The organism is Nocardia sp. NPDC056541 (assembly GCF_042794235.1).
Classification (GTDB): Bacteria; Actinomycetota; Actinomycetes; order Mycobacteriales; family Mycobacteriaceae; genus Nocardia.
This window is the reverse complement of sequence record NZ_JBHTUD010000010.1, coordinates 213,101-238,381: the sequence shown is the minus strand read 5'-3', so window position 1 is coordinate 238,381 and position 25,281 is coordinate 213,101. Positions and strand designations below refer to the sequence as shown.

The 25,281-nt window shown below is 67.8% G+C and carries 19 protein-coding genes; 6 read left to right on the top strand and 13 right to left on the bottom strand.

Going from position 1 to position 25,281, the window contains the following annotated elements; genetic code table 11:
* Positions 1 to 27: 27 nt before the first annotated feature.
* Positions 28 to 1,431, top strand: coding sequence for a purine-cytosine permease family protein (locus ACFQ9R_RS19820; RefSeq protein WP_378992301.1), 1,404 nt, complete (start codon positions 28 to 30; stop codon positions 1,429 to 1,431).
* Between the two features lie 78 nt (positions 1,432 to 1,509).
* On the opposite strand, the gene ACFQ9R_RS19815 is transcribed toward ACFQ9R_RS19820, so the two are convergent.
* On the bottom strand, positions 1,510 to 3,042 hold the full coding sequence (locus ACFQ9R_RS19815; protein WP_378992300.1) for a PucR family transcriptional regulator: 1,533 nt from the start codon (positions 3,040 to 3,042) through the stop codon (positions 1,510 to 1,512).
* An 85-nt stretch (positions 3,043 to 3,127) separates the two neighbouring features.
* Between ACFQ9R_RS19815 and ACFQ9R_RS19810 the strand changes: the two genes are divergently transcribed.
* Together ACFQ9R_RS19810 and ACFQ9R_RS19805 are read left to right on the top strand one after the other, a co-directional pair.
* On the top strand, positions 3,128 to 3,595 hold the full coding sequence (locus ACFQ9R_RS19810; RefSeq protein WP_378992299.1) for a nucleoside deaminase: 468 nt from the start codon (positions 3,128 to 3,130) through the stop codon (positions 3,593 to 3,595).
* Positions 3,592 to 4,551 (top strand): isopenicillin N synthase family dioxygenase, encoded by a 960-nt coding sequence (locus ACFQ9R_RS19805; protein WP_378992297.1) that lies wholly within the window; start codon positions 3,592 to 3,594, stop codon positions 4,549 to 4,551. The genes ACFQ9R_RS19810 and ACFQ9R_RS19805 overlap by 4 nt, the downstream gene beginning before the upstream one ends.
* 16 nt (positions 4,552 to 4,567) lie before the next feature.
* Here the strand turns inward: ACFQ9R_RS19805 and ACFQ9R_RS19800 are convergent, their stop codons facing one another.
* Positions 4,568 to 5,860 carry a DoxX family protein gene (locus tag ACFQ9R_RS19800; protein WP_378992403.1) on the bottom strand — a complete coding sequence of 431 codons (1,293 nt, stop codon included), beginning with the start codon at positions 5,858 to 5,860 and terminating at the stop codon, positions 4,568 to 4,570.
* 256 nt (positions 5,861 to 6,116) lie between these two features.
* Here ACFQ9R_RS19800 and ACFQ9R_RS19795 point away from each other — a divergent pair, with 256 nt between their 5' ends.
* Positions 6,117 to 7,241 (top strand): phosphotransferase family protein, encoded by a 1,125-nt coding sequence (locus ACFQ9R_RS19795; protein ID WP_378992296.1) that lies wholly within the window; start codon positions 6,117 to 6,119, stop codon positions 7,239 to 7,241.
* A gap of 14 nt (positions 7,242 to 7,255) precedes the next feature.
* Entirely contained in the window at positions 7,256 to 8,347 is a 1,092-nt protein-coding gene (locus ACFQ9R_RS19790; protein ID WP_378992295.1) for a hypothetical protein, read from the top strand.
* Positions 8,348 to 9,135: 788 nt separating this feature from the next.
* On the opposite strand, the gene ACFQ9R_RS19785 is transcribed toward ACFQ9R_RS19790, so the two are convergent.
* The 7 genes from ACFQ9R_RS19785 to mqo all read right to left on the bottom strand — a co-directional run bounded on the left by ACFQ9R_RS19785 (position 9,136) and on the right by mqo (position 18,394).
* On the bottom strand, positions 9,136 to 11,079 hold the full coding sequence (locus ACFQ9R_RS19785; RefSeq protein WP_378992293.1) for a hypothetical protein: 1,944 nt from the start codon (positions 11,077 to 11,079) through the stop codon (positions 9,136 to 9,138).
* Between the two features lie 347 nt (positions 11,080 to 11,426).
* Entirely contained in the window at positions 11,427 to 11,783 is a 357-nt protein-coding gene (locus tag ACFQ9R_RS19780; protein WP_378992292.1) for a cobalamin biosynthesis protein, read from the bottom strand.
* Between the two features lie 38 nt (positions 11,784 to 11,821).
* Positions 11,822 to 13,291, bottom strand: coding sequence for a cobyrinate a,c-diamide synthase (locus tag ACFQ9R_RS19775; RefSeq protein WP_378992291.1), 1,470 nt, complete (start codon positions 13,289 to 13,291; stop codon positions 11,822 to 11,824).
* Positions 13,285 to 13,899 carry a cob(I)yrinic acid a,c-diamide adenosyltransferase gene (gene cobO / locus ACFQ9R_RS19770; RefSeq protein WP_378626475.1) on the bottom strand — a complete coding sequence of 205 codons (615 nt, stop codon included), beginning with the start codon at positions 13,897 to 13,899 and terminating at the stop codon, positions 13,285 to 13,287. Before cobO ends, ACFQ9R_RS19775 begins: the two co-directional genes overlap by 7 nt.
* Positions 13,900 to 14,110: 211 nt before the next feature.
* Positions 14,111 to 16,201, bottom strand: a complete 2,091-nt coding sequence (locus tag ACFQ9R_RS19765; RefSeq protein ID WP_378992402.1) for a VWA domain-containing protein — start codon at positions 16,199 to 16,201, stop codon at positions 14,111 to 14,113.
* Positions 16,202 to 16,346: 145 nt separating this feature from the next.
* Entirely contained in the window at positions 16,347 to 16,787 is a 441-nt protein-coding gene (locus ACFQ9R_RS19760; RefSeq protein WP_378992290.1) for a GNAT family N-acetyltransferase, read from the bottom strand.
* Complete coding sequence (gene mqo / locus ACFQ9R_RS19755) at positions 16,784 to 18,394, bottom strand: malate dehydrogenase (quinone) (protein ID WP_378992289.1); 1,611 nt, start codon at positions 18,392 to 18,394, stop codon at positions 16,784 to 16,786. Before mqo ends, ACFQ9R_RS19760 begins: the two co-directional genes overlap by 4 nt.
* A gap of 153 nt (positions 18,395 to 18,547) precedes the next feature.
* On the opposite strand from mqo, the gene ACFQ9R_RS19750 reads away from it, so the two are divergent.
* Positions 18,548 to 19,570 carry an alpha/beta hydrolase gene (locus tag ACFQ9R_RS19750; RefSeq protein WP_378992287.1) on the top strand — a complete coding sequence of 341 codons (1,023 nt, stop codon included), beginning with the start codon at positions 18,548 to 18,550 and terminating at the stop codon, positions 19,568 to 19,570.
* A gap of 72 nt (positions 19,571 to 19,642) precedes the next feature.
* Here the strand turns inward: ACFQ9R_RS19750 and ACFQ9R_RS19745 are convergent, their stop codons facing one another.
* The 4 genes from ACFQ9R_RS19745 to ACFQ9R_RS19730 all read right to left on the bottom strand — a co-directional run bounded on the left by ACFQ9R_RS19745 (position 19,643) and on the right by ACFQ9R_RS19730 (position 25,220).
* Entirely contained in the window at positions 19,643 to 20,206 is a 564-nt protein-coding gene (locus tag ACFQ9R_RS19745; RefSeq protein WP_378626468.1) for an alpha/beta hydrolase, read from the bottom strand.
* A gap of 187 nt (positions 20,207 to 20,393) precedes the next feature.
* Entirely contained in the window at positions 20,394 to 21,965 is a 1,572-nt protein-coding gene (locus ACFQ9R_RS19740) for a cobyric acid synthase (RefSeq protein WP_378992286.1), read from the bottom strand.
* Positions 21,966 to 22,033: 68 nt separating this feature from the next.
* A complete protein-coding gene (gene map / locus ACFQ9R_RS19735) occupies positions 22,034 to 22,897 on the bottom strand; it encodes a type I methionyl aminopeptidase (protein WP_378992285.1) in 864 nt (287 codons plus the stop codon).
* 13 nt (positions 22,898 to 22,910) lie between these two features.
* Positions 22,911 to 25,220 carry an FdhF/YdeP family oxidoreductase gene (locus ACFQ9R_RS19730; protein WP_378992283.1) on the bottom strand — a complete coding sequence of 770 codons (2,310 nt, stop codon included), beginning with the start codon at positions 25,218 to 25,220 and terminating at the stop codon, positions 22,911 to 22,913.
* Positions 25,221 to 25,281 lie beyond the last annotated feature (61 nt).

The following is a 25,281-nucleotide window of genomic DNA, read 5'->3' as shown; positions in this document are numbered from 1 at the left end:
GACACGGGACCCGACGAATGTTCAAGAATGGCTACGACCGAAGACAACGCGCCCGCCGCGGACTACACCGATCGCGTGATCGCGGTGGAGCCCGGCGGCAACGAAACCATCCCCGAATCCGCCCGGCACGGCAGTCCGCGCGGGCTGCTGTGGACGTGGACCTCGCCCAATCTCGAGTTCGCCACGATCTTCATCGGGGTGCTGTCGGTGACCGTCTTCGGCATGAGTTTCTGGCAGGCGGCGCTCGGGCTGGCGGTCGGTATCGGTCTCGGTGCCGGGGCGCACTACGTGTTGTCCGCGCGTGGTCCGGTGTACGGCGTACCGCAGATGGTGCTGGGCCGCACGGCTTTCGGGTATCGCGGGAACGCGCTGCCCGCCACGTTCATGGCGATCATGTGCGGTGTCGGCTGGTTCGCCACCAACAGTGTGTCGGGCGCGTTCGCGTTGAACACGCTGACCGGTCTGCCGAAGGTTCCGTCGCTGGTGCTGATCGTGGTGTTGCAGACCGGTTTCGCGGTCTTCGGGCACAACCTGGTGCAGGCTTTCGAGCGGTTCGTCTTCCCGTTGCTGGCGGTGGTTTTCGTGCTGGTGACCGTCGTGATCGTCAGCAAGGCCGAGCTGACCGGCGCCGCGCCCGCGGGCGGTGTGGGTGGGATCGCCGGATTCCTGCTCACCGTCGGCACCGCCTTCGGCTACGCGGGCGGCTGGAACCCGTACGCGGCGGACTACTCCCGCTACCTGCCGACCGCGGTGTCGAAGGTCGCGACCGGCGGATACGCGGCGACCGGGCTGTTCGCCTCCTGCCTGTGGTTGTCGGCGCTCGGGGCCGCGTCGGCGACCATCGTGAGCACGGCGACCGGGAGCCCCACGGACGTGTTCACCGCGAATCTGCCCGGCGCACTGGCGAATCTGACGCTGCTGGCCATCACCCTCGGCGCGATCGCGGCGAACGCGCTCAATGTGTACTCGGGGGCGATGGCGTTCGTGACGATCGGGGTGAAGCTGCCGGTGCGCACCCAGCGGGCGCTCGTCTCGGCGGTGTTCGGCGTGGTCGGCTTCCTGGTGGCGTGGTGGGCGCTGCCCGACGCGGCGGCCGGCTACGAGGCGTTCTTGCTGATCGTGGCCTACTGGATCGGGCCGTGGCTCGGTGTCGTGTTCGCCGACCAGTACCTGCGCCGCGGCACCGACATCCGCCCACTGCTCTACGACCGCGCCTCCACCAACCGGGGTGGAGTCGTGGCCTTCGCGACCGGCCTGGTGGTGTCGGTGCTGTTGTTCTCCAACCAGGCGAAGTTCACCGGCTACCTGGTGCGGGAGTTCCCGAATCTGGGCGACATCACCGTCTTCGTCGGATTCGCGCTGGCGGGTGGGTTGTACCTCTTGCTCACCCGGGGACGTGTCAGCGCCGACCGGGCGGTGGTCGCGGCGTGAGGCCCGTCGAGCCGGCGGCCGGCTCGGTCCGGTCAGCGGCCGGATGACCGGCTTCCCGCCCCGTGCTCGCGATCCGCGTCAGTTCGACACCCGGTGCGCGCTGAGCGCCAGCAGCAAGGTGGGAGTGAGTTCCGGTGCGGCGGGATCGAAGCCGAGAAGCGCTTTGATCCGGTCCAGGCGTTGGTAGAGCGATTGCCTGCCGATGTGGAGGGCGGCGGCGCATCGGGTGGCGCTGCCACCGTGACGCAGGAATGCTTCGAGTGTGTGGGTGAGAGCGCTGTGATGGGCGGTGTCCCAGGCGATCAGCGGAGCGAGAGTCGTCTCGACGAGGCGGGCTCGGTCGGCGGCGGGCAGCGCGTCGACCAGCAGATCACCGGCCAGTGCGCGCCGGGTGGTGACGGGGCCGCTCTGCCCGGCGCGGTCGCGGCGCTGACGGACGGCCAATCGCAGTGCCGGGCCCGTCGCGGTGAGTGCGGCAGACAGACTCGCCGCTGTCGACTCCGCCGGGTCACCGACCACCAGGGTGACGCCATCGATGCTGTTGGTGGCACACGCTTTTCGCATCAGGTCCGCGACCTCGGCGACGGGATCGGTCGCCGCGGGGTCGGGTGCGAGCACCCCGTACACCGTCGCGTGCACCTCACCGATCACCCCGGGGCGCCCGAGTTCCTTGACCGCGCTGTCGAGCAGCCTGGCGGCGATCCGCGTGTCCGGCGCGTCGACCGCCACCGGGACCAGACGTAGCCCGGCCGTCGCACCGGCACCGGCCGCGGCCAGCCGCGCACGGAGGTCGGCGGGGCGGATCTGCTTGTCCGCCAGCAGATCCGCGAGCAACCGGGTGGCCACCCGGCGCGGCCGGCCGCTGGGGCCGGCGGATCGCGCGAGCGCCGGTCCCAGCACGGCGGCGGCACGGTCGAGGACTTCACCCAGCGTCGTCGGATCCAGCGGTGAACCGGGACCGGCGGTGAGAGTGCCCCAGAAACTGTCGCGCACCGTGATCTTCGCGGTAGCTCCGGCGGATTCCACGGCGGCCCAGGCAGATCGATCATCGTCGACCCCGTGCGCCGCGACCAACGCGCCACTGCCCGCGGTGAGCACCACCGCGCACCCGGTCACCGCGCCGACCTTCGACAGCAGCCGCGCCGGGCCGTGCCCGGCACCGAGCTCGACCAGCAGCTCGCGGGTCAACCCGTCGACCACCCGCCGCATCCCCACTTCGCGCGAGACGATCACCGTGTTGGCCGCGCGGCACAGGTCGATGAACGGCACCACGCTGCGCAGGGCGATCAGCGGCAGCCCGGCCCGCGAGGCCTCCGCGACCATGTCCGGCGGGACGGTGTCGAACGTGCGGCCCAGCTCGACCGCCACCCCGGCTACCGCGCGATCGGCGATCTCGCGCAGGTAGTGACGTCGGGTTCCGGCGTCGACGCCCGCCAACCCCAGCCCCGTCGTCAGCAGCAGCTCACCGCCCGAGAGCAGCGGGCTGATCTCGAAGATCTCGCTGGAGTGCACCCACCGCACGGCCCGGTCCAGCGACGAGCGCCCCGACAGCACCAGCGGGTCGGCCGCCAGGAACTGGTCGGCGAGCAGTTGTCGGACGGTGGGCAGCATGCGGTCATCCTGTCATCGATCGACCGCACGGGTATGGACGAAATGTACGTTGCCGACCGGGAGAGCAGGCAGGACAGTGGAGTCCATGACACCGCCGGACGCACTCCTGGACGTGGCCTACGACGAAGCCCTGCGCGGGCTGGCCGAAGGGGGTGTCCCCATCGGCGCGGCCCTGTTCGACGCCGACGGCACTCTGCTGGGCCGCGGCCACAACCGCCGCGTACAGAACGACGATCCGAGTGTGCACGCCGAAACCGACGCCTTCCGCGCCGCGGGCCGACGCCGCGACTACGGGCCGACGATCATGGTCACCACGCTGTCCCCGTGCTGGTACTGCAGCGGCCTGGTACGCCAGTTCGGGATCGGCACCGTGATCATCGGCGAGGCGCGGACCTTCCACGGCGGCCACGACTGGCTGGCCGAACACGGGGTGACGGTGATCGTGCTGGACGACCCGCGCTGCGTGTCGCTGATGACCGACTTCATCGCCGAGCGCCCCGACCTGTGGTTCGAGGACATCGGCGTCGCGCCGACGAAGGAGACACCCGCATGAGCAGCATCGCCTCGGTCGATCTGGCCCGCTGGCGCACCGGCGGCGAGGTGGCCCGCACCGTGGAACGCGAGGTCGACGAAGGGCTGCGCCGGGCCGGCTTCCTCCTGGTGCACGGCCACGGGATCGACCCCGCGTTGCCCGCCGCGGTCCGGGCCGCCGCACGCCGGTTCTTCGCCCTGCCGGACGACGTGAAGCAGCGGTACGCGGTGGCCGTCGGCGGTCGTGGCTGGATCGGTCCCGGCCGCGAGGCCAACGGCTATGCCGAGGGCACCGAAACCCCGCCGGATCTGAAGGAGACCTTCGCCGTCGGCGCCGACACCGCGACCGGTGATCCGGCGATCGATCAGATGTGGTTCCTGCCGAATGTGTGGCCCGCCGAGGTCGTGGAGCTGCGCGCGCTGCTGACCGAGTACACCGCCGCGGTGCGCACGCTGTCCGACGAACTGCTCGCCCTGTTCGCCGCGGCCCTCGCGCTGCCGGTCAACCCGTTCGCCGACCTGGCCGCACGCCCGACCTGGACCTGCAATATCAACCACTATCCGCCGATGACCGATGTCGGTGAGCCGGAGCCCGGCCAGTTCCGGATCGGTCCGCATACCGACTTCGGCACGGTGACGGTGCTCGACCGAGAACCCGGTGCGGGCGGGTTGCAGGTCTACACCGAGGCCGGCGGGTGGGCCGACGCTCCCTACGATCCGGCGGCGCTGACGGTGAACATCGGTGACCTGCTGGCCTATTGGAGCGGCGAGCGATGGCCGTCGGGTCGGCATCGGGTGCTGCCACCCCAGCCCGATGCCCCCGAGGAGGACCTGGTCTCGCTCATCTACTTCTACGAACTCGACCACGACGCGGTGGTGACTCCGCTGGCACCGCCGATCGGCCGGGTGGCGCAGGGACCGCCGGTGGTGTCGGCCGATTTCCTCCGTATCCGGTTGGATGCCATCACTATCGGCTGACGCACCGGGCGCGCGATCATTCGAAGTACGGCTGGTTCTGCACCCAGCGGAAGTCTGTGCTGCGCAACGGGAACCGCTCGAGGTCGAGGCGGTCGAGAGTGACCGTGGCGGGCCGGCCGTCCAGTTCGCCACGCAATGTCAGCGTGTCGGCCGAGGGATGCTCGACGGTGAAGGTGGCGTAGGGCGCCGGGGTTCCGTCGGCGCCGGTGGGTGCGGCGACGAGCGTCATCGTGGCGGCCGCCAGGTCGGTCGTGGCCGACACCGGCACCACCGAATCGTCCATTCGCTGGTATCCCGCCGAGCCCACGTCGATCACGAGGCGTTGCCAGCGCACCGGATCGGTGGCCAACGGCGGGATCGGGGTCGCTTCGACGCTGAACTCGCGCACCTCCCAGATGCCGTACAGCTCGGGTTTCGGTGCACCGCCGCCGTATTCGCGCCAGCTCTGCATTCCCGCGTCGATCATGCCCGCCGTGATCCACAGTCCGACCACGACCTGCGCCACCGCCGCCCACCGGTTCGCCCGCGACGAGGAGAACAGCGGTGGCTGCACGGCCGGGCCCGAATCACGCTCCAGCACGAGGAAATTCGCGAGCCTGCGCGCCTGCGGGGCGAGCAGCACCAGCCCCATCAGCAGCAGGTGCCCGGCCAGCATCTTCACCGGCACGTCGAAAGTCAGATTGAGCAGGAACACCTGCGCCATGCTGATCACGCCCAGCATGGCGCCCACCGTCGCGGTGCGTGGCCAGAACAGCAGCAGACCGGCGAGTACTTCGGCTGCGCCCAAAGCGATCTCGTAGGCGGGTGACGATCCGACCTGGGTCCACAGCATCGCCATCGGCGTCAGATCACCGACCCGGGTGAGCAATGTGGTCAGCGCGGGTTCGGGCATCTGCGTCGGGATGAGCTTGGCGAATCCGTAGAACAGCATCTGTCCGCCCACACACAGCCGCAGCGCCGTGAGAAACCAGCTCAGCAGTCGTGGATACGCGAGCCTGCGCCGGTCGAGCACCGACCACACCAGGGTGATCAGCACCGCGACCACCAGCAGCAGACCGCACTGGATCCAGATCGCGGCCTGGTCGCCGCTGCCGTTCATCGCCAGCTCGGCCTCCACCCCGAACACGTGCTCACCGATCCAGCTACTCATCGGATCGAGGGCCATGATCTGCCAGAGCATGGCCTCCTCGGGCAACCGCAGCGCGAGCACACCCAGGAAGACGAAGGTGATCTGAGCCATCCACAGACAGAAAAGGCCCAGGTACGCCACACTGAACCGGAAGGCGAGCCGGGTGATCGGATGCCACATCGGTGGCGGTGAGGACGGGCTCGCGATATCGTCGCGCGCACGCTCAATGGTCCCTGTGGTCACCCACGCCTCCTCATCGAGTTCGGTTGTTACCGAAGCTAATCGGAAGATACCGTGGAGCGCGTCGGGGAAAACCCCGATCTTTGCGCTGTCAACCCTGAGTCTCACTCAGCGATGCCGCCCTTACATTCCGGTCGGCCGTCCGGTACTCAGAAGTGACACACGTTACAGTTTTGCCGACAGGGGTACCCCGTAGATGTCCGAAGATCAGGATCCGGCCGCTCAGATGTCGCTCACCGTCAGCGAGCGCGATCTGGACGAGCTAGCCGGGACGCTGGCGAGCTGGCTGACCGACAAGGTCGGCGCCGACGTGACGGTCAGCAATCTGAACAAACCGTCCAGCGGCGGCATGTCGAGCACCACCATCCTGTTCGACGCCGAATGGCCGGCGGACGGGGCCGCCGAACAGGGGTCCTTCGTCATCCGGATGGCGCCGGAGGACAGCTCGTTCCCGGTGTTCGAGTCCTACGACCTGGCGATGCAGTACCAGGTGATGGCCGGCGTCGCCGCGTCCTCCGAGGTCGCCGTGCCGACGCTGCGCTGGCTCGAACTCGACGATTCGGTGTTCGGCTCCCCCTTCCTCGTGATGGAGCGGGTCGAGGGCAGGGCGCCGTCGGACAATCCGCCGTACGTGTTCTTCGGCTGGCTGTTCGACGCGACGGTCGCCGAGCGCGAGCTGGTGGCGGACGCGACGGTCGAGGTGATCGCCCAGGTGCACGCCATCGACAAGGTGGCCGAGCGCTTCCCGCTGCTCGACGGTGCGGGCACCGCGCTGCGCAGGCATTTCGAGGCCCAGCGCGCCTGGTACCGGTGGGCACTGACCGACCACGGTGTCGAGGTGCCGCTGATCGAGCGGACCTTCGATTGGCTCGAGGCCAACTGGCCGGCCGACCCCGGTCCCGAAGTGCTGAACTGGGGCGACGCTCGTCCCGGCAACATCCTGTTCGACGGGTTCACCCCGGCGGCCGTGCTCGACTGGGAGATGGCGACGTTCGCGCCACGCGAACTCGACCTCGGCTGGACCATCTTCATCCACCGGTTCTTCCAGGACATCGCCACCCGCTTCGACCAGCCGGGTCTGGTGGACTTCCTGCGCCGCGACGCGGTGGTGGCGAAATACGAGGAACTGACCGGGCATTCGGTCCGGAATCTGGACTTCTACATCGTCTACGCCGCGCTGCGGCACGCGATCGTGATGGCCAGGATCAAGTGCCGGATGATCCATTTCGGCGAGGACACCGTGCCCGCCGAACTCGACGACTACGTGATGCACCGCCTCACCCTCGAGGCGTTGCTCGACGGCACCTACGAATGGGACTGACTATGCGCGCGATCATGCCCGTCCCCCTGGACGAATACCCGGTCCATCAGACCCCGCTGTCGCTGGCCAGGGTGGCCACCAGCGACCGGAACTTCTACGACCGCTATTACTTCAACGCCTTCGACCCGGCCGGCGACGCGATGCTGATCACCGGGTTCGGTGTGTACCCGAACCTCGGGGTGGTCGACGCGTTCGCGACGGTGCGCCACGGTGACGCCCAGCGCAGCGTGCGCTTCTCCGACGCGCTCACCTCGCGCGATCTGACCACCGCCGTCGGCGGCTACCGGATCGAGGTGATCGAGCCGCTCCAGAAGCTCCGAGTGGTCTGCGAGCACGACGATCTCGGGTTCGATCTGACCTGGACCGGTGCGCAGCCCGCCGTGCAGGAGCAGCCGCACCTGATCCTGTCCGGCACCAAGCCGATCATCGAGGCCTCGCGCTTCGCCCAATCGGGTTCGTGGGAGGGCACTCTCGCGGTCGACGGCATCGACTACCCGGTCGACCCGGCGGTGTGGACGGGCAGCCGCGATCGATCCTGGGGCATCCGGCCCTCCGGTGAGCCCGAACCCGCAGGCAGGCCGACCGGCATGGACGGTTTCTGGTGGCTGTACGCGCCGCTGCGGTTCCAGGATTTCTCGATCGTGGTGATCGTGCAGGAGGAGCCCGACGGCACCCGCACCCTCAACAACGCGGTGCGGATCTGGAACGACGGGCGCAAGGAACAACTGGGCTGGCCGCGCATGCACTGGACCTACGAGTCCGGCACCCGGCACCCGAAATCCGTGCGCCTGGACATGACCACCCCCGACGGGAAGCCGCTCGAGGTCGAGATCGAGTCGCGCCCCGGGATCGCCCTGCACGTCGGCTGCGGTTACGGCGCCGACCCCGACTGGACCCACGGCCGCTGGATGGGCGAGAACTGGTCGCTGTCGAGCGCCTACGACCTCACCGACCCCGCGATCAAGGGCCGCACCCCCTACGGCGTGATCGACCACATCGGCTACGCCCGCTGCGGTGATCTCGAAGGCTGGGGCCTGTTCGAACACGCCTCCATGGGCCGCCACGACCCCACGGGTTTCGCCGATTGGTCTTCCGTCGCCCCTTGACGGAGCTCTCGCGCGAGAAGAAAAGGCGCCGCCGCGACAACGAGGTCGCGGCGGCTCCGATTTCTTGTTTCTTATGCGCCCGTGGCCAAGTTGGCCAGTAGCGACGGCACCGCCTCGCCTCAAACCTCCGGCATACTGACGGCCTTGAACTGCCCGTTGGAATTGCTCCTCAGACGTTTGGCCGCAGCCTCGGAGCACGCTCGCTGACGGCGGACCTGGGTTGGCTCTTGCGCTCGATACTCCGCCAGGACCTCGTCAATCCTTGAGCGTCGACGTTCACCGAGCCACGGGTATAGGTCCATCATCCATTGCGCAGCCCCTGAACCGGTTATCTGTGCTCGGTACGATAATTTTCGGCCTTCCACATATCGAGGTATGTCGTATACAGAACAACCGAACAAACGTGCAACTCGCACAATGACGTCACGGTCGGTCATATTTACTACAATGTGCGGGTACCGGTAAATCTTACTGCTCCTGATCATGAGGAACGATCCTTCACCCTCCAACAGACCAGCCAACCATGCAATCTCGACGACAGTGGGCCTGACCCTCTCCTTCGAATTTCCTCGCGCCGACATATTCGCCACTCCCCCCACTAGGTCCGAAACATAAAGGTCATTCAGCTCGAACACACGCCCAGTAAGTCGACAGAGCCTCGAAATGTCGCGTGCACCATTACTACTCTGTCGACAATCGCTCTCGGGTGGATACCTTCCACACGAACTACGCAGCGGTCGGTCGCAACTCGGTGAGCTTCGGTTTCCCGCTGTCGCCGTGCCTGATGCCTACGTCGGCTTCTTCTTCCCGAACCGGGAGCCTGCCAACACGTTGATACGCTGCTCGACGTTGATGAGGCCAAGCACAGTGGCGGTGAGAGCCTCCGGCGACGTCCAGTTGTCGATATTGGCGTTGTTAACGCGGACAGGGTCCCCTTCTGCCGCGTACAGCGGCTGACCCGACAGCTTGTGGGCATGCATGACCTTAGAGATCACCTCATCCTCGTACACGCCCTTCACCAGATTGACGACGTCTTCGGACGCCGCCTTCGGATACTGGTCGATCCAGTACTGGAACTCAGACTTGAACAGCGGGAACGACAGGTTGAAATGCACCGTGCCGTAGGACCCGTCGACGCAATCGGCCTTATCGAACCGTGCCGCGTGGGCTCCCTCGTCCTCAGGAAAGTGGTTGTCCCAGCTAGTAGTAGGGATGCCATCGGACGAACGCCGCACCGCGCCAAATCGTTCACCACTTCGGTCTTCGTTGAGGAGAGCAGTCCCTCCGGCTCCGCCGGTGTCCTGTCGGCCGGGTGACGAGCCACTCGGGCGAGGGTGGTTCGGCCGCTTGGCCTTGACGTGCACACGTGGTTCACCAGTGCGTGAACCTGAATCGTTGCCGGCCGTCCTCCCAAGGGAATGCTCGATCAGGTTCACCGGGCGGAATCGCGTCGCTAGCCGAGCTGCGATGCGCTTCAGGCGTTCCCGCCGCTCGGTGCTGTCGGCAGGGGACGACCGCGACTTGCGAAACTCAGCGAGCGCGTCCTGGATAGGCTTAGGCATGTTGAGCGCGAACGAGTCCTCCCAGTCGGCCCACGGCAGCGGGGTGCCGCCCTTTGAGAGCAGCTGACCACGCGAACCCTGCGGGAAAACGCCCCAATCGGGACGACCCTCTTCGTACTTGGGTGGCGTCAAGACGAGCCACAACCTGTTCCTGAACTCCTCGATGAGACCGAATGGGCGGTAGTCCCGCACGGTCGTCTTCCGTTCGTACGATTCACCCTCGTAGGCGAGACAGATGTGCGGGGTAGCCGGACCGTCCGTCTGGCCGCGGGTGACGATATCTTCTCCGGCGAGGTACCAGTCGACCGAGGTGTCGTGCTTGAGCATGAAGCCGCCCCGCTGGGCAGTGTCGGGGATATAGGCCAACGCCCCGCGAGCACGACGCCAGTCGATGGAGAGCAGCGACCCGGTCGGCGACTCCAGCGAGTCCTTCTGCCATGTGCCCGGCTCACGCCTCGCCCGATCCTCGACCTCGGCTACCCTGGCCGTCACACCCTGCGGGATCTCAAGGAACCTGGAGTTGATGTAGATAATGATCCCGCGCTTCACATTGTCCTCGCCGCGGTCGACGTCACCGCGATGAGTGTCATCGTCCGGCGACTTACCGAGAAACAAGAACACAGTGCCCTGGCCGGCTTCCTCGATCTCCTTGGTCTTCAGCTTTGCGACGTCCACACCGATCTCATCGAGGTAGAACGGAGCTACAACGTCTTCAACCGAGGCGTCTTCTTCGACCTCGAAGTCCTTCAACTCCCAGTAGATCTTGCCCGCCCGCGTCCTCCGGTGGATCCAGATCATGCAGCCTTCGGGGTAGTCTTTCGTCCACGACGCAACGATGATGCCGTACGGATTCCACTCGTAGCAAGACGATTTGAATCCCTGCCCGAAGTTCTGGGTCAACCCGATCGGACGACCGCCACCACCAAAGGACATCAGAAAGATTTTGATGTCCTCGGGACTCATCCCGATGCCGTTGTCAGCGATATACCGGCGAAGCACGCCCTTCGACTTGAATCCCTGCGGCTCGACGCCGAACTCGATCGACGTGGCTTGAGCCTGGATGCCGTTGACAAGAGCTTCCCGGGCCCACTGCCACTTCTCACCGGCCTCGTACGCCTGGCGGATCAAATAAGCGGTGCCCTCCTGCGACACCGACGCAATACTTCCCATCAGCTTCTCCTAGTTCGCTAGGAACGGCGGCTAGGCAACTAGCTTCCGCTCAGGCACCAATGTCGGACCTCAACCCGAGGGTACCTTCGACCACCGACATGAGGAGAGCAATCCGGCGGTGTGAAGCTGCGACCGTAGTCGTCAGCAGACGAAACCGAGGAGGCCAGACAGGGCACGAGTCCCTGAAACCCGAGTTTCTTCTGCTCAGATGGGGTGCCCCGGCAGGATTCGGACCTGCGAAATCCCCAATCCGGTTGGTAACCGATCGGATTCCGGTCCGCCTCGCAACTGCTGAAAGCGACGTTACTGCGCGGGATCGAACTTGCACAGCGAATCAACTCGGGCATTTACGAACGCGGCGACACTACTGCCACCGCGACGGCTGTTCCGTCGACAATTGTTCTGCCGCAGACGAGTTCACCGCCGCCTGCGAGCAGTGCCGCGGCTTCGGCGACGCTGGCGGTGCCGACCGCCGCCGAGACCCGCTCGGAACTGTGCTCCACCTCGACCTCGGCCAACTGCTCGGCTGAGAAGGCCATGACGGGTACACCGAAGGCGGCTGCTGCGGCACCTACCGCGGGTTCGATGGCACGCCGGTCCAGCGTCGCCAAACACGCGATGGTGCGGTCGCCGATCACCGCATCGACGGCGCGAACGATCCGCTCGGCGTCGGTCCCCGGCCGGATGCCGATACCGACAGCCACCGCCGCACCCGCTGTCAAATCCGGTCGGGTGCGCGCCATCAGTGGCCGAAATGTTGTGCGGCGGTGACGAATCGGGTGATCGCGTCGGGGTTTCCCGCCGGGTGGGTGTGCAGGTAGGAGGCATGCACCTGGCGGACAACGGCACCTTCGGCAAGGGAACCTGTTGTGCGCCAACCCCAGGCCGCGTTCTCGGCACCGGTGCGGACCAGCCGGGTGCGGTGGAATTCGTGGCCGCGAACCCGTGCCCCGGCACGCCACAGCACTGAGTCGTGCAGGGCAACGGCGTCGCGGTAGCCGAGGGTCAGGCGCGGGCCGAATTCGGCGTCGGCGTCGATGACCCCGGCCATCGGGTGGCCGTCGAGGGAGCGGGTGAGGTAGAGCAGGCCCGCGCATTCGGCGTGAATCGGCAGACCTTTCGCCGCGCCGTCAGCGACTGCGGCTCGGAGGCGCTCGTTGGCGGAAAGCTCGCCTGCGTGCTCCTCCGGAAACCCGCCCGGCAGCACCAATCCCGCTGTGCCGAGTGGGAGTTCGTCGGACAGTGGGTCGAAGACGACCACCCGCGCTCCTGCGGCGTCCAGGAGTTCCCGATGCTCGGCGTACCCGAAGGTGAACGCAGGACCGCCCGCCATCGCGATCAATGGACCTTTGCCTGATCGAGTCAATGAGGTCGCCGCAGGCTGATCGAAAGACGTCGATGGTGCGTCGGTCGTCGCGGGCGCGCTGCCCTTATCGAGTGCGGTCCAGCTTGCATGTTCAGCGGCGGCCAGTTCTGCGCGCGGGTCCCATGCGGGCCCCTGGGCCGAGCCTCCGGCCAGCGCGGCAATCGCGCGCAGATCGATGTGTGCCGCAACGAGTTCGGTCATCGCGTCGACTGCCGCGGTGGCGGCGGTGCCGTGTTCGACGGCGGGGATCAGTCCCAAATGCCGTGAGGGGACCTCCAATTCGGCCATGCGAGGTAGGGCACCGAGAACGGGCAGGCCGACACGATCGCAGGCCGCGCGCAGGACTTGTTCGTGGCGTTCGCTGCCGACGCGATTGAGGATCACACCGCCGAGGCGGACCGAGGAGTCGTAGGTGGCGAAGCCGTGCAGGAGCGCCGCGAGACTCTGGGAATGACCACGGGCGTCGACCACCAGCACCACCGGTGCCCCGAGCAGCCCCGCCACCTGCGCGGTGGAACCCTCGGCGATCGCGTCGCCGCGGTTCTCGTCGATCCGGCCGTCGAACAGGCCCATCACGCCTTCGACGACGGCGATATCGCAGCCCTGCGCGCCGTGGCGATACAGCGGCACCACCCGATCCTCGCCCACCAGAACGGGATCCAGATTGCGCCCCGGCCGCCCGGCCGCGAGCCCGTGGTAGCCGGGGTCGATGTAGTCGGGTCCCACCTTGAACGGTGCCACCCGATGCCCGGCCCGTCGCAGCGCACCGATCAGCCCGGTGGCCAAGGTGGTCTTCCCGCTCCCCGACGCCGGGGCCGCGATCACTACTGCGGGAGCACTCACCATTCGATACCGCGTTGGCCCTTGCGACCCGCGTCCATCGGGTGCTTGACCTTCGTCATCTCGGTGACCAGGTCGGCGGCCTCGATCAGGGCCGGGGGCGCGTCGCGACCGGTAATGACCACGTGCTGGTTGCCGGGGCGGTGGGTGAGGGTGTCGACGACCTCGTCGATGTCGACCCAGCCCCATTTGAGCGGGTAGGTGAACTCGTCGAGGACGTAGAAGCGGTGCTGTTCGGCGGCGAGACGGCGGGCGATCTCCTGCCAGCCGGACAGGGCGGCGGCCGCGTGGTCTTCCTCGGTGCCGTGCTTGCGGGTCCAGGACCAGCCTTCGCCCATCTTGTGCCACTCGACCGCGCCACCCGCGCCGGTCTCCTCGTGCAGGGTGCCGAGGGTCCGGAAGGCGGCTTCCTCGCCGACCTTCCATTTCGCGCTCTTCACGAACTGGAAGACCGCCACGTCGAAGCCCTGGTTCCAGGCCCGCAACGCCATCCCGAACGCCGCGGTGGACTTGCCCTTGCCCGGCCCGGTGTGCACGGCGAGCACCGGCTGATTGCGCCGCTGCCGAGTGGTCAGACCGTCCTCGGGGACGGTCTCCGGAACACCTTTGGGCACGGAAACTCCTCTTCTCGACGCACGCGAGGTGCGCGTTCTGCACGACCTCGCGGTCGATATCTGTCGCACGCCGGCGCGCTCGAATGTCGAAGCCCGCTCCGCGACCCGTACCTCTCGGGTCGGCCGCGCGTGCCGGTTCGTCACCCTTTCTATCAGGGTGCGCCCGGCACACTCACAGGGCTCGCCCCCTACGCCGGACGGGCTGGAACCTCTACGCCGCTCGAGCGGGCAGACCCGTGGCACGGACCACGTCGGCGACTGTCTCGCCGGTGAGTTCGGTCAAGCGCAGGTAGCGGGCGCGCAGGTCGCGAGCGAGTTCGGCGGCGAGGCCGAGCCGGATCATGCCGCGCTCGCAGTCGATGACCATGGCGGTGTGTCCTTGCGCGGCCAGCAGCTTGGCGGCGGTGCGCGCCCGTGGCAGCGGGTCGGTGCCGCCGGTAGCACGGCCGTCGGTGAGCAGGATCAGCATCGGGCGGCGGCGGGGGTCGCGGACGTGTTCGCGGGCGATCACCTCGCGCGCCTTCTGCAAGCCCGCGGCGAGTGGCGTTTTGCCGCCGGTACGCATCCCGGCCAGGCGGCGGACCGCGATGTCGACCGAGGAGGTGGGCGGCAGAACGAGTTCGGCCGTACTGCCGCGGACGCTGATCACGGCCACCTTGTCGCGGCGCTGGTAGGCATCGCGCAGCAGGGTGACAATCGCGCCGGTGACGGCGGTGAGCCGGTCGCGCGCGGCCATCGAGCCGGACGCGTCGACCACGAAAACGACCAGATTGCCTTCTCTGCCTTCGCGATACGCGCCGCGCAGGTCCTCGGTTTCCAGGGCGAGTGGGCCGCTGATCCTGCCACGCTCGAATTGCTTCGGCGCGGCCGCGAAGACGGTGCCGAGCAGGTGCAGGCCGGTCGACGGGTCGGCGTCGGGGCGGACCGTACGGCCGGTCCTGGTCCGGGCGCGCGAACGGCGCCCGGGGGCACCTTCGCCGATACCGGGGACCTCCCACCGCGGCGCGGGCTTGCCTGCCGAAGTCGGTGTGCCCGAGAGTTTTTCGGGTCCGGGTCGCGAACCGTTGCCCGCGTTGTCCTGGTTGGAGCTGTCCGAGCGGTCGCCGCCGGAACCGCCGCCGCCCGGTCCGCCACCGTCCGGTCCTCGATCGTCCGGGCCGCCGCCATCAGGGCCGCCGTCATCATCAGGACCATCATCGGGACCCAGGCCGTCCGGACCGCTTTCGCGACCGCTGCCTCGCGACCGCTCGTCCTCGCGGCCACCGGGGTCGACATCGTCCGGGTGCGCGCTGTCACCGTCATCGGCGTCGAGCTCGTCCCGGTGGCCGTTCCCCTCGGCACCCGGTCCACGCGAACCGTCGAATTCCTCATCCCCCGAAGCCTTGTCGACCTCGGCGGCCGCGGCGTCCATCGCTTCGTCGAGCTGCTGCTCGCTGATCCCGGGCTCGTCGAACGGATCCCGCCGACGACGGTGCGGCAGCGCGAGTTCCGCCGCGATCCGCACATCGTCCTCGGTGACCCGATCCCGTCCACGCCACGCGGCATGCGCGGTCGCGGTCCGGGCGACGACGAGGTCGGCACGCATCCCGTCGACATCGAACGACGCGCACAGCGCCGCGATCCGGCGCAGCTCCGCATTGTCCAGCGCGACCTCGGGCAACCGGTCGCGTGCGGTCAGAATGCGTTCGGCCACTACCTGATCGGCGTCGACATAGCGGGCGGCGAACGCGGCCGGGTCGGCCTCGTAGTCGAGGCGACGGCGCACCACCGCCATCCGCACGTCGACCTCGCGCGAGGCCGCCACATCGACCGTGAGCCCGAACCGGTCGAGCAGCTGCGGGCGCAACTCGCCTTCTTCGGGGTTCATCGTGCCGACCAGCACGAACCGCGCCGGATGCGAGTGCGAGACACCGTCGCGCTCGACGTGCACGCGTCCCATCGCCGCCGCGTCGAGCAGCACGTCCACCAGGTGGTCGTGCAGCAGGTTCACTTCGTCCACGTAGAGCACGCCGTGGTGGGCAGCGGCGAGCAGCCCGGGCCGGAACGCCTGCTCCCCGTCGCGCAGCACCCGCTCGAGATCGAGTGACCCGACAACCCGGTCCTCGGTGGCGCCGACCGGCAACTCCACCAGCCGGGCGGGCCGGGCCCCGGTCTCGTCGACCACGGGCGGCAGCAACTGCGCGAGCGCGCGGACCACGGTCGACTTCGCCGTGCCCTTCTCACCCCGCACCAGCACCCCGCCGATCCCGGGGTGCACGGCCGACAAGATCAACGCCAGCTGCAACCGCTCCTGCCCCACCACAGCGGAGAACGGGAATCCCGCCTCACCCGCCGCCCGTGCGGCGGTGTGCGGACCAGCGGCGACATCAGCAAAACCAGGCACGCCCCAACTCTATGCGCGCGCCGTTGCGGGCCCTCCCCCGGGCATCGACGGGCGGTGTACCGCCTCAGCCGCGCCGCATCGGCACGTGCATGATCCCGTCGTCGTCGTATTCGGGCCCGTCGACGGCGAAACCGAACTTCGCGTACATGCCGACCAGGTGCGACTGGGCATCCAGTCGCACAGTGGCCGAGCCGGATTCGGCCAGTGCGGCCTGCATCAGCCGGGTGGTGTACCCGTGTTTGCGAGCGGACTGCGCGACGCAGACCCGGCCGATGCGATAGCTGGTGACCCCGTTGTCGGACTCGTCGAGCAGGCGCAACGTGGCGAGCACGGAACCGTCGTCGAGCCACAGGTGCCGCGTCGTCGCCAGCAGGTCGCGCCCGTCCAGCTCGGGATAGGCGCATTCCTGCTCGACGACGAACACCTCGACGCGCAGGCACAACAACCGGTACAGGGTGGCGGCGTCGAGATCCGCCGCCCACGCCCGTCTCAGTTCGGCGCTCACACCTGGGCGTAGCTCGAGACCTGCTCGTTCGCAGGCGCGGTGGTGCCGTCCAGCTTCAGCGACTTGCTGGTCCAGTCCCACACTTCCTGGAACAGGGCCTGGTTCTCCGACAGCTTCTGGCCGAGGGAGGGGATCATCTGCTGCAGCTGCGGCGTCCAGCCGGTGTACTGCTCCGGGAAGCACCGCTGCATCACGTCGAGCATGGCGGTGACGCAGGTCGACGCACCCGGCGACGCACCGAGCAGACCGGCGATGGAGCCGTCCTGCGCGGAGATGACCGCGGTGCCGAACTCGAGCACGCCACCCACACCCTTGCGGCGGATGACCTGCACGCGCTGACCGGCGGTGATGAGCTCCCAGTCGCGGCCCTGCGCGCGCGGCAGGAACTCCCCGAGTACGCCCACCTTGCCGTTCTGCGACTTGAGCAGCTCTTCGACCAGGTACTTGGTCAGGCCGAGCTCGGTGAGACCGACGCCGACGAGCGAGCCGATGTTGTTCGGCTTGATCGACTTGAACAGGTCGGCGTTGGAGCCGTCCTTGAGGAACTTGGGGGTCCAGCCGGCATAGGGGCCGAACAGCAGGCCCTTCTGGCCGTTGATGACGCGGGTGTCGAGGTGCGGCACCGACATGGGCGGCGCGCCGACGGCGGCCTTGCCGTAGACCTTGGCCTCGTGCGCGGCGATCAGCTCCGGGTTGGTGGAGCGCAGGAACTGGCCGCTGATCGGGAAGCCGCCGAAGCCCTTGGCTTCGGCGATGCCTGCCTTCTGCAGCAGCGGCAGCGCGCCACCACCGGCGCCGACGAACACGAACTTCGCGTTGATGGTGCGCGACTGGTAGGTGCGCAGATTGCGGACGGTGACGTTCCACGACCCGTCGGACTGCTTGTCGAGGTTGCGGACCTCGGTGCCGAAGGCGATCTCGCCGCCGGAGTAGCCGATGTAGGCGAGCAGCTGCTTGGTGAGCGCGCCGAAGTCGATATCGGTGCCGCCGTCGGACCAGTTCAGCGCGATCGGGTCGCTGAAGTCACGGCCCTTGGCCATCAGCGGCAGGCGCGCGGCGAACTCGTCGGGGGTGTCGATGTACTCCATGCCACGGAACAGCGGGTGCGGCGACAGTGCCTCGTAGCGCTTGCGCAGGTAGTCGACGTTGTCGGCGCCGTGCACGAAGCTGACGTGCGGGATGGGGTTGATGAAGCCCGCGGGGTCGTCCAGCACGCCTGCGTCGACAGCGGAGGCCCAGAACTGGCGCGAGACCTGGAAGCGCTCGTTGATGTCGACGGCCTTGCTCACGTCGACCGAGCCGTCGGCGTTCTGCGGGCTGTAGTTGAGCTCACACAGCGCCGAGTGGCCAGTGCCCGCGTTGTTCCACGGGTCGCTGCTCTCCGCGGCGGCGGCGTCGAGCCGCTCGAACACCGAGATCGTCCAATCCGGCTGCAGCTGCCGCAGCAGCGCGCCCAGCGTGGCACTCATGATGCCAGCGCCGATGAGAACTACATCGGTCTTTTCACTCTTCGCAGCGTTCGGCACGGGTAGATCGACTTCCTTGTCCTTCTCAGCTACCCACCGGCAGGTGAGTTCGCTTGGCGCGGGCGCTTTGGCGGTGTTCATGCGACTCGCGGTGAATCGCCGGGAGGTAGGTTACCCGTCGTTCACCTGATGCCAATTGTGCACCTCAGCTGAGCACAGTTCTGCAACGGACCTCCCGAATGTGATGAAAAGCAAGCCTGCACGTCACCATGACCGCGCGATAGATTGAGCAGTGTGACGAAAGAAACCCTCGCTGATCGAACCGACGAGCAGTGGCAACCCGATGTTCTCGGCACCGCCTATCAACAGCGGACCCTCCCGCTCGGTATCGACCCCGACGGTGAGGGCGAGGTGGTGGCCACGCTCGTGCGCTATCTGCCCGATGCCACGGCGCCGGCGATCGAGCCGACCGTGCTCTACGTGCACGGGTTCACCGACTACTTCTTCCAGGAGCATCTGGCCGAGCATTTCGCGGCGCGCGGGCACCGGTTCTACGCGCTCGACCTGCGTAAATGCGGGCGGTCGCGGCGAGAAGGACAGAGCGCGCACTACGTGAGCGACCTGGCGCTCTACGACGACGAGCTGACCGAGGCGCTGCGGATCGCGCGCGAGGAGACCGGCAACGATGTGCTGATCGTCGCGCATTCGACCGGTGGCCTGATCGTGCCGCTGTGGCTGGACCGGCTCGAGGCGGCCGGTGGCAGCGCGGCGGCGGGTGTGGCCGGGGTCGTCCTCAACAGCCCCTGGTTCGACCTCCAGGGACCGTCCTTCTACCGCACCGTCGGCACCCCCGTGATCAACGCCGTGGGCCGGTTCCGCGCCTTCGCCCAGTTGCCCGGCGGCGTCAGCACCGCCTACGGCGACAGCCTGCACACCAGCCGCTCGGGTGAGTGGGATTACAACCTGGACTGGAAGCCGCTCAGCGGTGAACCGGTGCGGCTGGGCTGGCTGCGCGCCATCCGCCGGGGACACGCGCGCCTGCACCAGGGCCTGACCATCGGCGTGCCGGCGCTGATCCTGCGTTCGCGGCTCACCAAGTTCGCCCGTGAGCACTCCCCCGCCGTCGACGTGGCCGATGCCGTGCTCGATGTGAAGCAGATCCAGCGCTGGGCGGGTTGTCTGGGCGAGCGCACCTCGATCGTCCCGATCGACGGCGCCCGCCACGACGTGTTCCTGTCCTCGGAAGCCGTGCGCGCCAACGCATTCCAGGAAACCGACAACTGGCTCGACTGGTTGGCGGCCTACCGCAAGTCCTGATCCGGACACACCGCTCACCAGGCTCTGGCGCGATCAGCGATCCGCGTCAGTGCCTGGTGAGCTCGGCCGCATCTACCAGAGGCTGGTGCGCAGGACGATCTCGGTGGCGAATTCGTGGCCCGCCTCGGTGGCGATGTTGTCGACTTCCAGTGGGACGACCCGGAATTCGCCGTAGACATAGCGGCCGGAGGCGTCGGCGGTGGCGCGGGGCAGGCCCTTGGTGACCAGCATCGTGACGGGCAGTTCCAGCGGCGGACAGGTCGCGTCGGGGACTCGGCCGTCGGCGTCGGGAACCGCCGGGTGCCCGTGGTCGGCGACGACCAGACTCATGAACCGGCCGAACCGGCCCGCGCACACCCGCCACGCCAGCTCCGCGCCCGACCCACGCCCCGCGACGTTGACGTAGGGCAGTTCGAGTTCGTCGAGAATCGCGCGCACACCCGCCGGATCGAGCCCCTCGACTGACTCCACGACGATGGTCTGCAAGTCGGATTCGTGCAGCCGCGTGCACACCTTGTCGAACACGTCGGCAGGGTCGTCCGCATCGGGAAGCAGCAGCACATTGTGCCGCGAAGATGGTCCGTCGACCCGCACCGTCCAGGCCTGGTCACCGACCGTGATCTGCCGAGATTTCATGCCGGGTTACGGTACACGTCCAGCCTGAACAACGCGGCCTGTTCCGCCGCGGCCCGCCGATCCGCACACCCCCGTGTACTGGGCTTTCACTGCCCACAACACCCGAATTGCCGAACCTGTCACAACGCCGCGCCCCGGGCTGTGAGGCGAGACGAGCCGCACACCGCCGCGTCCACGGCGCGCTGGGTCACTGGGACGTTCGGATGACCGGGATGCCGGCCGGGGCGCCGTCGCGGATCAGCTGGTCCAGCGCCACGAGGTCGACGTGTTTCTCGATGAGGTCGGCGAGGAGGTCGAGTTGCGCGGATCGGACGGCCGCGACCGAGGTGCCGGGCGCGACGGTGAAGCCGGTGCGTCCGGCGCGGGCGGCCACCTCGGTGAGCCAGGTGCGGCGGAACTCGTCGGACTCGAGGAGCCCGTGGACATGGGTGCCCCAGATCGCTTCTCGCACACTTCCTTCCGGGTCGCCGTCGATGGTCAGCCAGGCGGGGTCGGCGGTGCGGGTGACGCGGCCGTGATGGATCTCGTAGCCGTGCAGGGGGTCCGCGCCCGCGATGCCCGACACCTGCCGGGCGATCTTGGGGTCCGCGAATTCGATATCGAGGTCGAGGAGACCGAGGCCGTCCACCACGCAGGGCCGCGCAGACCCCGATTCGGGGACGTCGGCCTGACCCGCTGCCGCTGTGTGCTCGACGCCGTCGACGATGCGGGTGCCGAGCATCTGGTAGCCGCCACAGATGCCGAGGACGGGACGGCCTGCGACGGCGCGAGCACGAAGAGCATCGGCGATTCCGTTGGCGCGCAACCAGTTCAGGTCGGAGATGGTCGCCTTGCTGCCGGGAACGATCACGAGGTCGGCGGTGGCCAGCTGATGGGGGCTGTCGGCCCAGCGGACCGAGACGCCGGGTTCGCAGGCGAGAGCCTCGATGTCGGTGGAGTTGGAGATTCGCGGGAGGCGGATGGCGGCCACGGTGAGCCAGTCGGTGCCGTGCGGCGGGCCTGGGCGGCCCACGGGGGCACCGGAGAGGGTGCCGAGGGAATCTTCGGCATCGAGCCAGAGCTCTTCGGCGAAGGGAAGAACGCCGAGGGTGGGGCGGCCGGTCAGCGCGACCAGCTGGTCGAGGCCGGGTTGCAGCAGGGACACGTCACCGCGGAATTTATTGATGAGGAAGCCCGCGATGAGCTGCTGATCTTCGGGTTCCAGCACGGCGACGGTGCCGAACAGGTGGGCGAGAACGCCGCCGCGGTCGATGTCGCCCACCACCAGCACCGGAATATCGGCGGCGCGGGCCAAACCCATGTTCGCGAGATCGGTTGCCCTGAGATTGATTTCGGCCGGTGAGCCCGCCCCCTCACAGATCACTACGTCGAATTCGTCACGTAACGAGGCCAATTCGGCCGCGACGACCTCGCGCAGTTCCTGCCGACGAGTGAAATAGTCACGCGCGCCGACAGTTCCGACAGCGGCGCCGCGAACCACCAGCTGCGAGCGGCGATCGCTACCGGGCTTCAACAGCACCGGGTTGAACCGCACGCTCGGCTCCAGCCCGCAGGCTCGAGCTTGCAGCGCCTGGGCACGCCCGATCTCCCCGCCGTCGAGGGTGACGACCGAGTTGTTCGACATGTTCTGCGCCTTGAACGGCGCCACCCGCACCCCGCGTCGCGCCAGCATCCGGCAGATACCCGCCACCACGACACTCTTCCCGGCGTCGGAGGTGGTACCCGCGATCAACAGCGCGCCGCGCAGGGGCGCGCTCACGGCAGCGTGAGAATTTCCGCGCCCGTGTCGGTGACGACCCAAAGGCGCGAGCCTCGACCTGCGCCGATTCACGGCAAGGTCAGAACTTCCGCACCCGTGTCGGTGACGACCAGTGTGTGCTCGAATTGCGCGGTCCACTTGCGGTCCTGGGTGACCACGGTCCAGCCGTCGTCCCAGATGTCGTAGTCGATGCCGCCGAGGTTGATCATCGGCTCGATCGTGAAGGTCATGCCGGGCTCGATCACCGACTCGATGTTGGGCTGGTCGTAGTGCAGCACCACCAGTCCGCTGTGGAAGGTGGGGCCGACGCCGTGGCCGGTGAAGTCGCGCACCACGCCGTAGCCGAAGCGGTTGGCGTAGGCCTCGATGACACGCCCGACCACGTTCAGGGCGCGACCCGGCTTGACCGCCTTGATGGCCCGGTTGGTGGCCTCTTCGGTGCGCTCGACGAGCAGACGCACCTCCTCGTCGACATCGCCGGCCAGGAAGGTCTTGTTGGTGTCGCCGTGTACGCCGTGGATGAAGGCGGTGACGTCGATATTGACGATGTCACCGTCTTCGACCACCGTCGAGTCGGGGATGCCGTGGCAGATGACCTCGTTGAGCGAGGTGCAGCAGGATTTGGGAAAACCCTTGTAGCCCAGCGTCGACGGGTAGGCGCCGTGGTCGCACATGTACTCGTGGGCGATCCGGTCGAGCTCGTCGGTGGTAACGCCGGGAACCACGGCCTTACCCGCCTCTTCGAGTGCCCGCGCCGCGATCTTGCCGGCGATTCGCATCTTCTCGATGGTCTCGGTGGTCTGTACCCAGGGCTCGTTGCCCTCGTTCGCGGTCTTCTTCCACACGTATTCGGGCCGCTCGATGGAGCGGGGAACTTCCCGGATCGGCGACTGGGTACCGGGAACTAGTGGCTGACGGGTGCGCACGGACATGAGAGCAGTGTATCTATGCGCGCTCGTCGCCGTCGGTCCCAGCCCGTCGGACCACCGGCTCCAAACGGACGATGATGCCTTTCGAGGTCGGCGTGTTGCTGATGTCGGCGACGCTGTCGAGCGGAACCAGCACGTTGGTCTCCGGGTAGTACGCGGCGGCCGACCCACGGCTGGCCGGGTACCCGACGGCGACGAACTTCTCCGCGCGGCGCTCGGTGCCGTCGTGCCAGATGCTGACGATGTCGACCAGCTCCCCGTCGGCGATCCCCCGCTCGGCCAGGTCGTCGGGGTTGACCATCACCACCCGGCGGGCGTGGTGGATGCCGCGATAGCGGTCGTTGCTCGCGTAGGGAATGGTGTTCCACTGATCGTGGGACCGCAGTGATTGCAGCACAAGGTATCCCGGCGGCGCGTCGATCATGTCGAAGTCGTTGCGGGTGAACTCGGCCTTCCCGCTCGCGGTGCGGTAGATGCCCTTGTTGACCGGATTGACCAGCAGCATCCCGCCCGGCGCGGTGACCCGCTCGTTGAAGTTCTCGAAGCCGGGTACGACCCGGGAGATACGGTCGCGCACGGTGCTGTAGTCGGCGACGAATTCCTCCCACGGAATCGCGGACTCCGCCCCCAGCGTGCTGCGCGCCAGCCGGGAGATGATCGCGATCTCGCTGAGCAACTCGGGTGAGGCCGGGTCGAGGCGCCCCCGCGACGTGCGGACCTGACTCATCGAATCCTCGACCGTGTAGAACTGCTCACCCGTGGCCTGGATGTCGCGATCGCTGCGACCCAGTGTGGGCAGGATCAGTGCCGTCTCGCCGCAGACCGTGTGGGAGCGGTTGAGTTTGGTGGAGATCTGCACGGTCAGCGAACACTGCCGCAGGGCCGCCTCGGTGACCTCGCTGTCGGGCGTGGCCCGCACGAAATTGCCTGCGACACCGACGAATACCTTCGCCTTGCCGTCGCGCATGGCCCGGATGGCACCGACCGCGTCCAGCCCGTGGGCCGCGGGCGGGGTGAAACCGAACTCCGTGCCGAGCGCGTCCAGGAACGACTGCGGCATCCGCTCCCAGATGCCCATGGTGCGGTCGCCCTGGACATTGCTGTGCCCGCGCACCGGACACACCCCGGCGCCGGGTCGGCCGAGGTTGCCGCGCAGCAGCAGGAAGTCGACGATCTCGCGGATCGTGGGCACGCCGTGCTTGTGCTGGGTCAAACCCATCGCCCAGCACACGATCACCTTCTTGCTGGCCACCACCTGCTGGTGCACGGCCTCGATCTCCGCGCGCGTGAGCCCGGTGGCGGTGAGCGCGTGCTCCCAGCTCACCGTCCTGGTGTGCTCGGCGAACGCGTCGAAACCGCTGGTGTGCGCGGCGATGAACGCGTGGTCGAGCACCGTGCCCGGCGCCGCGTCCTCGGCGTCGAGGAGCAGTTTGTTCAGCATCTGGAACAGGGCCAGGTCGCCGCCGGGGCGGATCTTGAGGAAGATATCGGCGATCTCGGTGCCGCGCCCGAGCACCCCGCGCGCCTTCTGCGGGTTCTTGAACCGGATCAGCCCGGCCTCGGGCAGCGGGTTCACCGCCACGATCTTGCCGCCGTTGCGTTTGGTCTCCTCGAGCGCCGACAGCATGCGCGGATGGTTCGTGCCGGGGTTCTGGCCGACGACGAAGACCAGGTCGGCTTCGTAGATGTCGTCGAGGGACACGCTGCCCTTGCCGACACCGATGGTCTGCGCCAACGCGGAACCGCTCGACTCGTGGCACAGGTTCGAGCAGTCGGGCAGGTTGTTGGTGCCATAGGCGCGGGCGAACAGTTGCAGCAGGAACGCGGCCTCGTTGTTGAGCCGCCCCGAGGTGTAGAACAGGGCCTCGTCGGGGCTGTCGAGCCCACGCAGTTCGCCGGCCAGCACGCCGAACGCATCGTCCCAGCCGATGGGCTCGTAGTGCGTGGCGCCGGGCCGCTTCACCATAGGCTCGGTGAGCCTGCCCTGCTGGTTGAGCCAGTAATCCGACATGGTGTCGAGCTCGGCGACCGGATGCTCGGCGAAGAACTGCCGGGTGACGCGGCGGGTGGTGGCCTCGTCGTTGATGTGCTTGGCGCCGTTTTCGCAGTACTCGTTGAGGTGGCGGCGCGTGGGCTCGGGCCACGCGCAGCCGGGACAGTCGAAGCCCTTGGTCTGATTGATGTTGAGCAAGGTGAGCGCGGTGCGGGCCGGGGAGTTCTGCGAGAGCGAGTACTCGATCGCGTGCGCCACCGCGGGAACGCCGACCGCCCAGGTCTTGGGCGGGGTCACGCTCAGATCATCTTCTGGGTCCTCGATCGAGGTCATGTGTCAGCTTCTCTTCAGTTCTGCGGCACCGCGCGGTCGGCATATCTGACAAAAGGCTTCT

Bases quoted from the DNA above. Each gene is read 5' to 3' on its own strand.
- ACFQ9R_RS19820 (WP_378992301.1), top strand. From the start codon at position 28: ATGGCTACGACCGAAGACAACGCGCCCGCCGCGGACTACACCGATCGC.
- ACFQ9R_RS19815 (WP_378992300.1), bottom strand. From the start codon at position 3,042: ATGCTGCCCACCGTCCGACAACTGCTCGCCGACCAGTTCCTGGCGGCC.
- ACFQ9R_RS19810 (WP_378992299.1), top strand. From the start codon at position 3,128: ATGACACCGCCGGACGCACTCCTGGACGTGGCCTACGACGAAGCCCTG.
- ACFQ9R_RS19805 (WP_378992297.1), top strand. From the start codon at position 3,592: ATGAGCAGCATCGCCTCGGTCGATCTGGCCCGCTGGCGCACCGGCGGC.
- ACFQ9R_RS19800 (WP_378992403.1), bottom strand. From the start codon at position 5,860: ATGTGGCATCCGATCACCCGGCTCGCCTTCCGGTTCAGTGTGGCGTAC.
- ACFQ9R_RS19795 (WP_378992296.1), top strand. From the start codon at position 6,117: ATGTCCGAAGATCAGGATCCGGCCGCTCAGATGTCGCTCACCGTCAGC.
- ACFQ9R_RS19790 (WP_378992295.1), top strand. From the start codon at position 7,256: ATGCCCGTCCCCCTGGACGAATACCCGGTCCATCAGACCCCGCTGTCG.
- ACFQ9R_RS19785 (WP_378992293.1), bottom strand. From the start codon at position 11,079: ATGGGAAGTATTGCGTCGGTGTCGCAGGAGGGCACCGCTTATTTGATC.
- ACFQ9R_RS19775 (WP_378992291.1), bottom strand. From the start codon at position 13,291: ATGGTGAGTGCTCCCGCAGTAGTGATCGCGGCCCCGGCGTCGGGGAGC.
- mqo (WP_378992289.1), bottom strand. From the start codon at position 18,394: ATGAACACCGCCAAAGCGCCCGCGCCAAGCGAACTCACCTGCCGGTGG.
- ACFQ9R_RS19745 (WP_378626468.1), bottom strand. From the start codon at position 20,206: ATGAAATCTCGGCAGATCACGGTCGGTGACCAGGCCTGGACGGTGCGG.
- map (WP_378992285.1), bottom strand. From the start codon at position 22,897: ATGTCCGTGCGCACCCGTCAGCCACTAGTTCCCGGTACCCAGTCGCCG.
- ACFQ9R_RS19730 (WP_378992283.1), bottom strand. From the start codon at position 25,220: ATGACCTCGATCGAGGACCCAGAAGATGATCTGAGCGTGACCCCGCCC.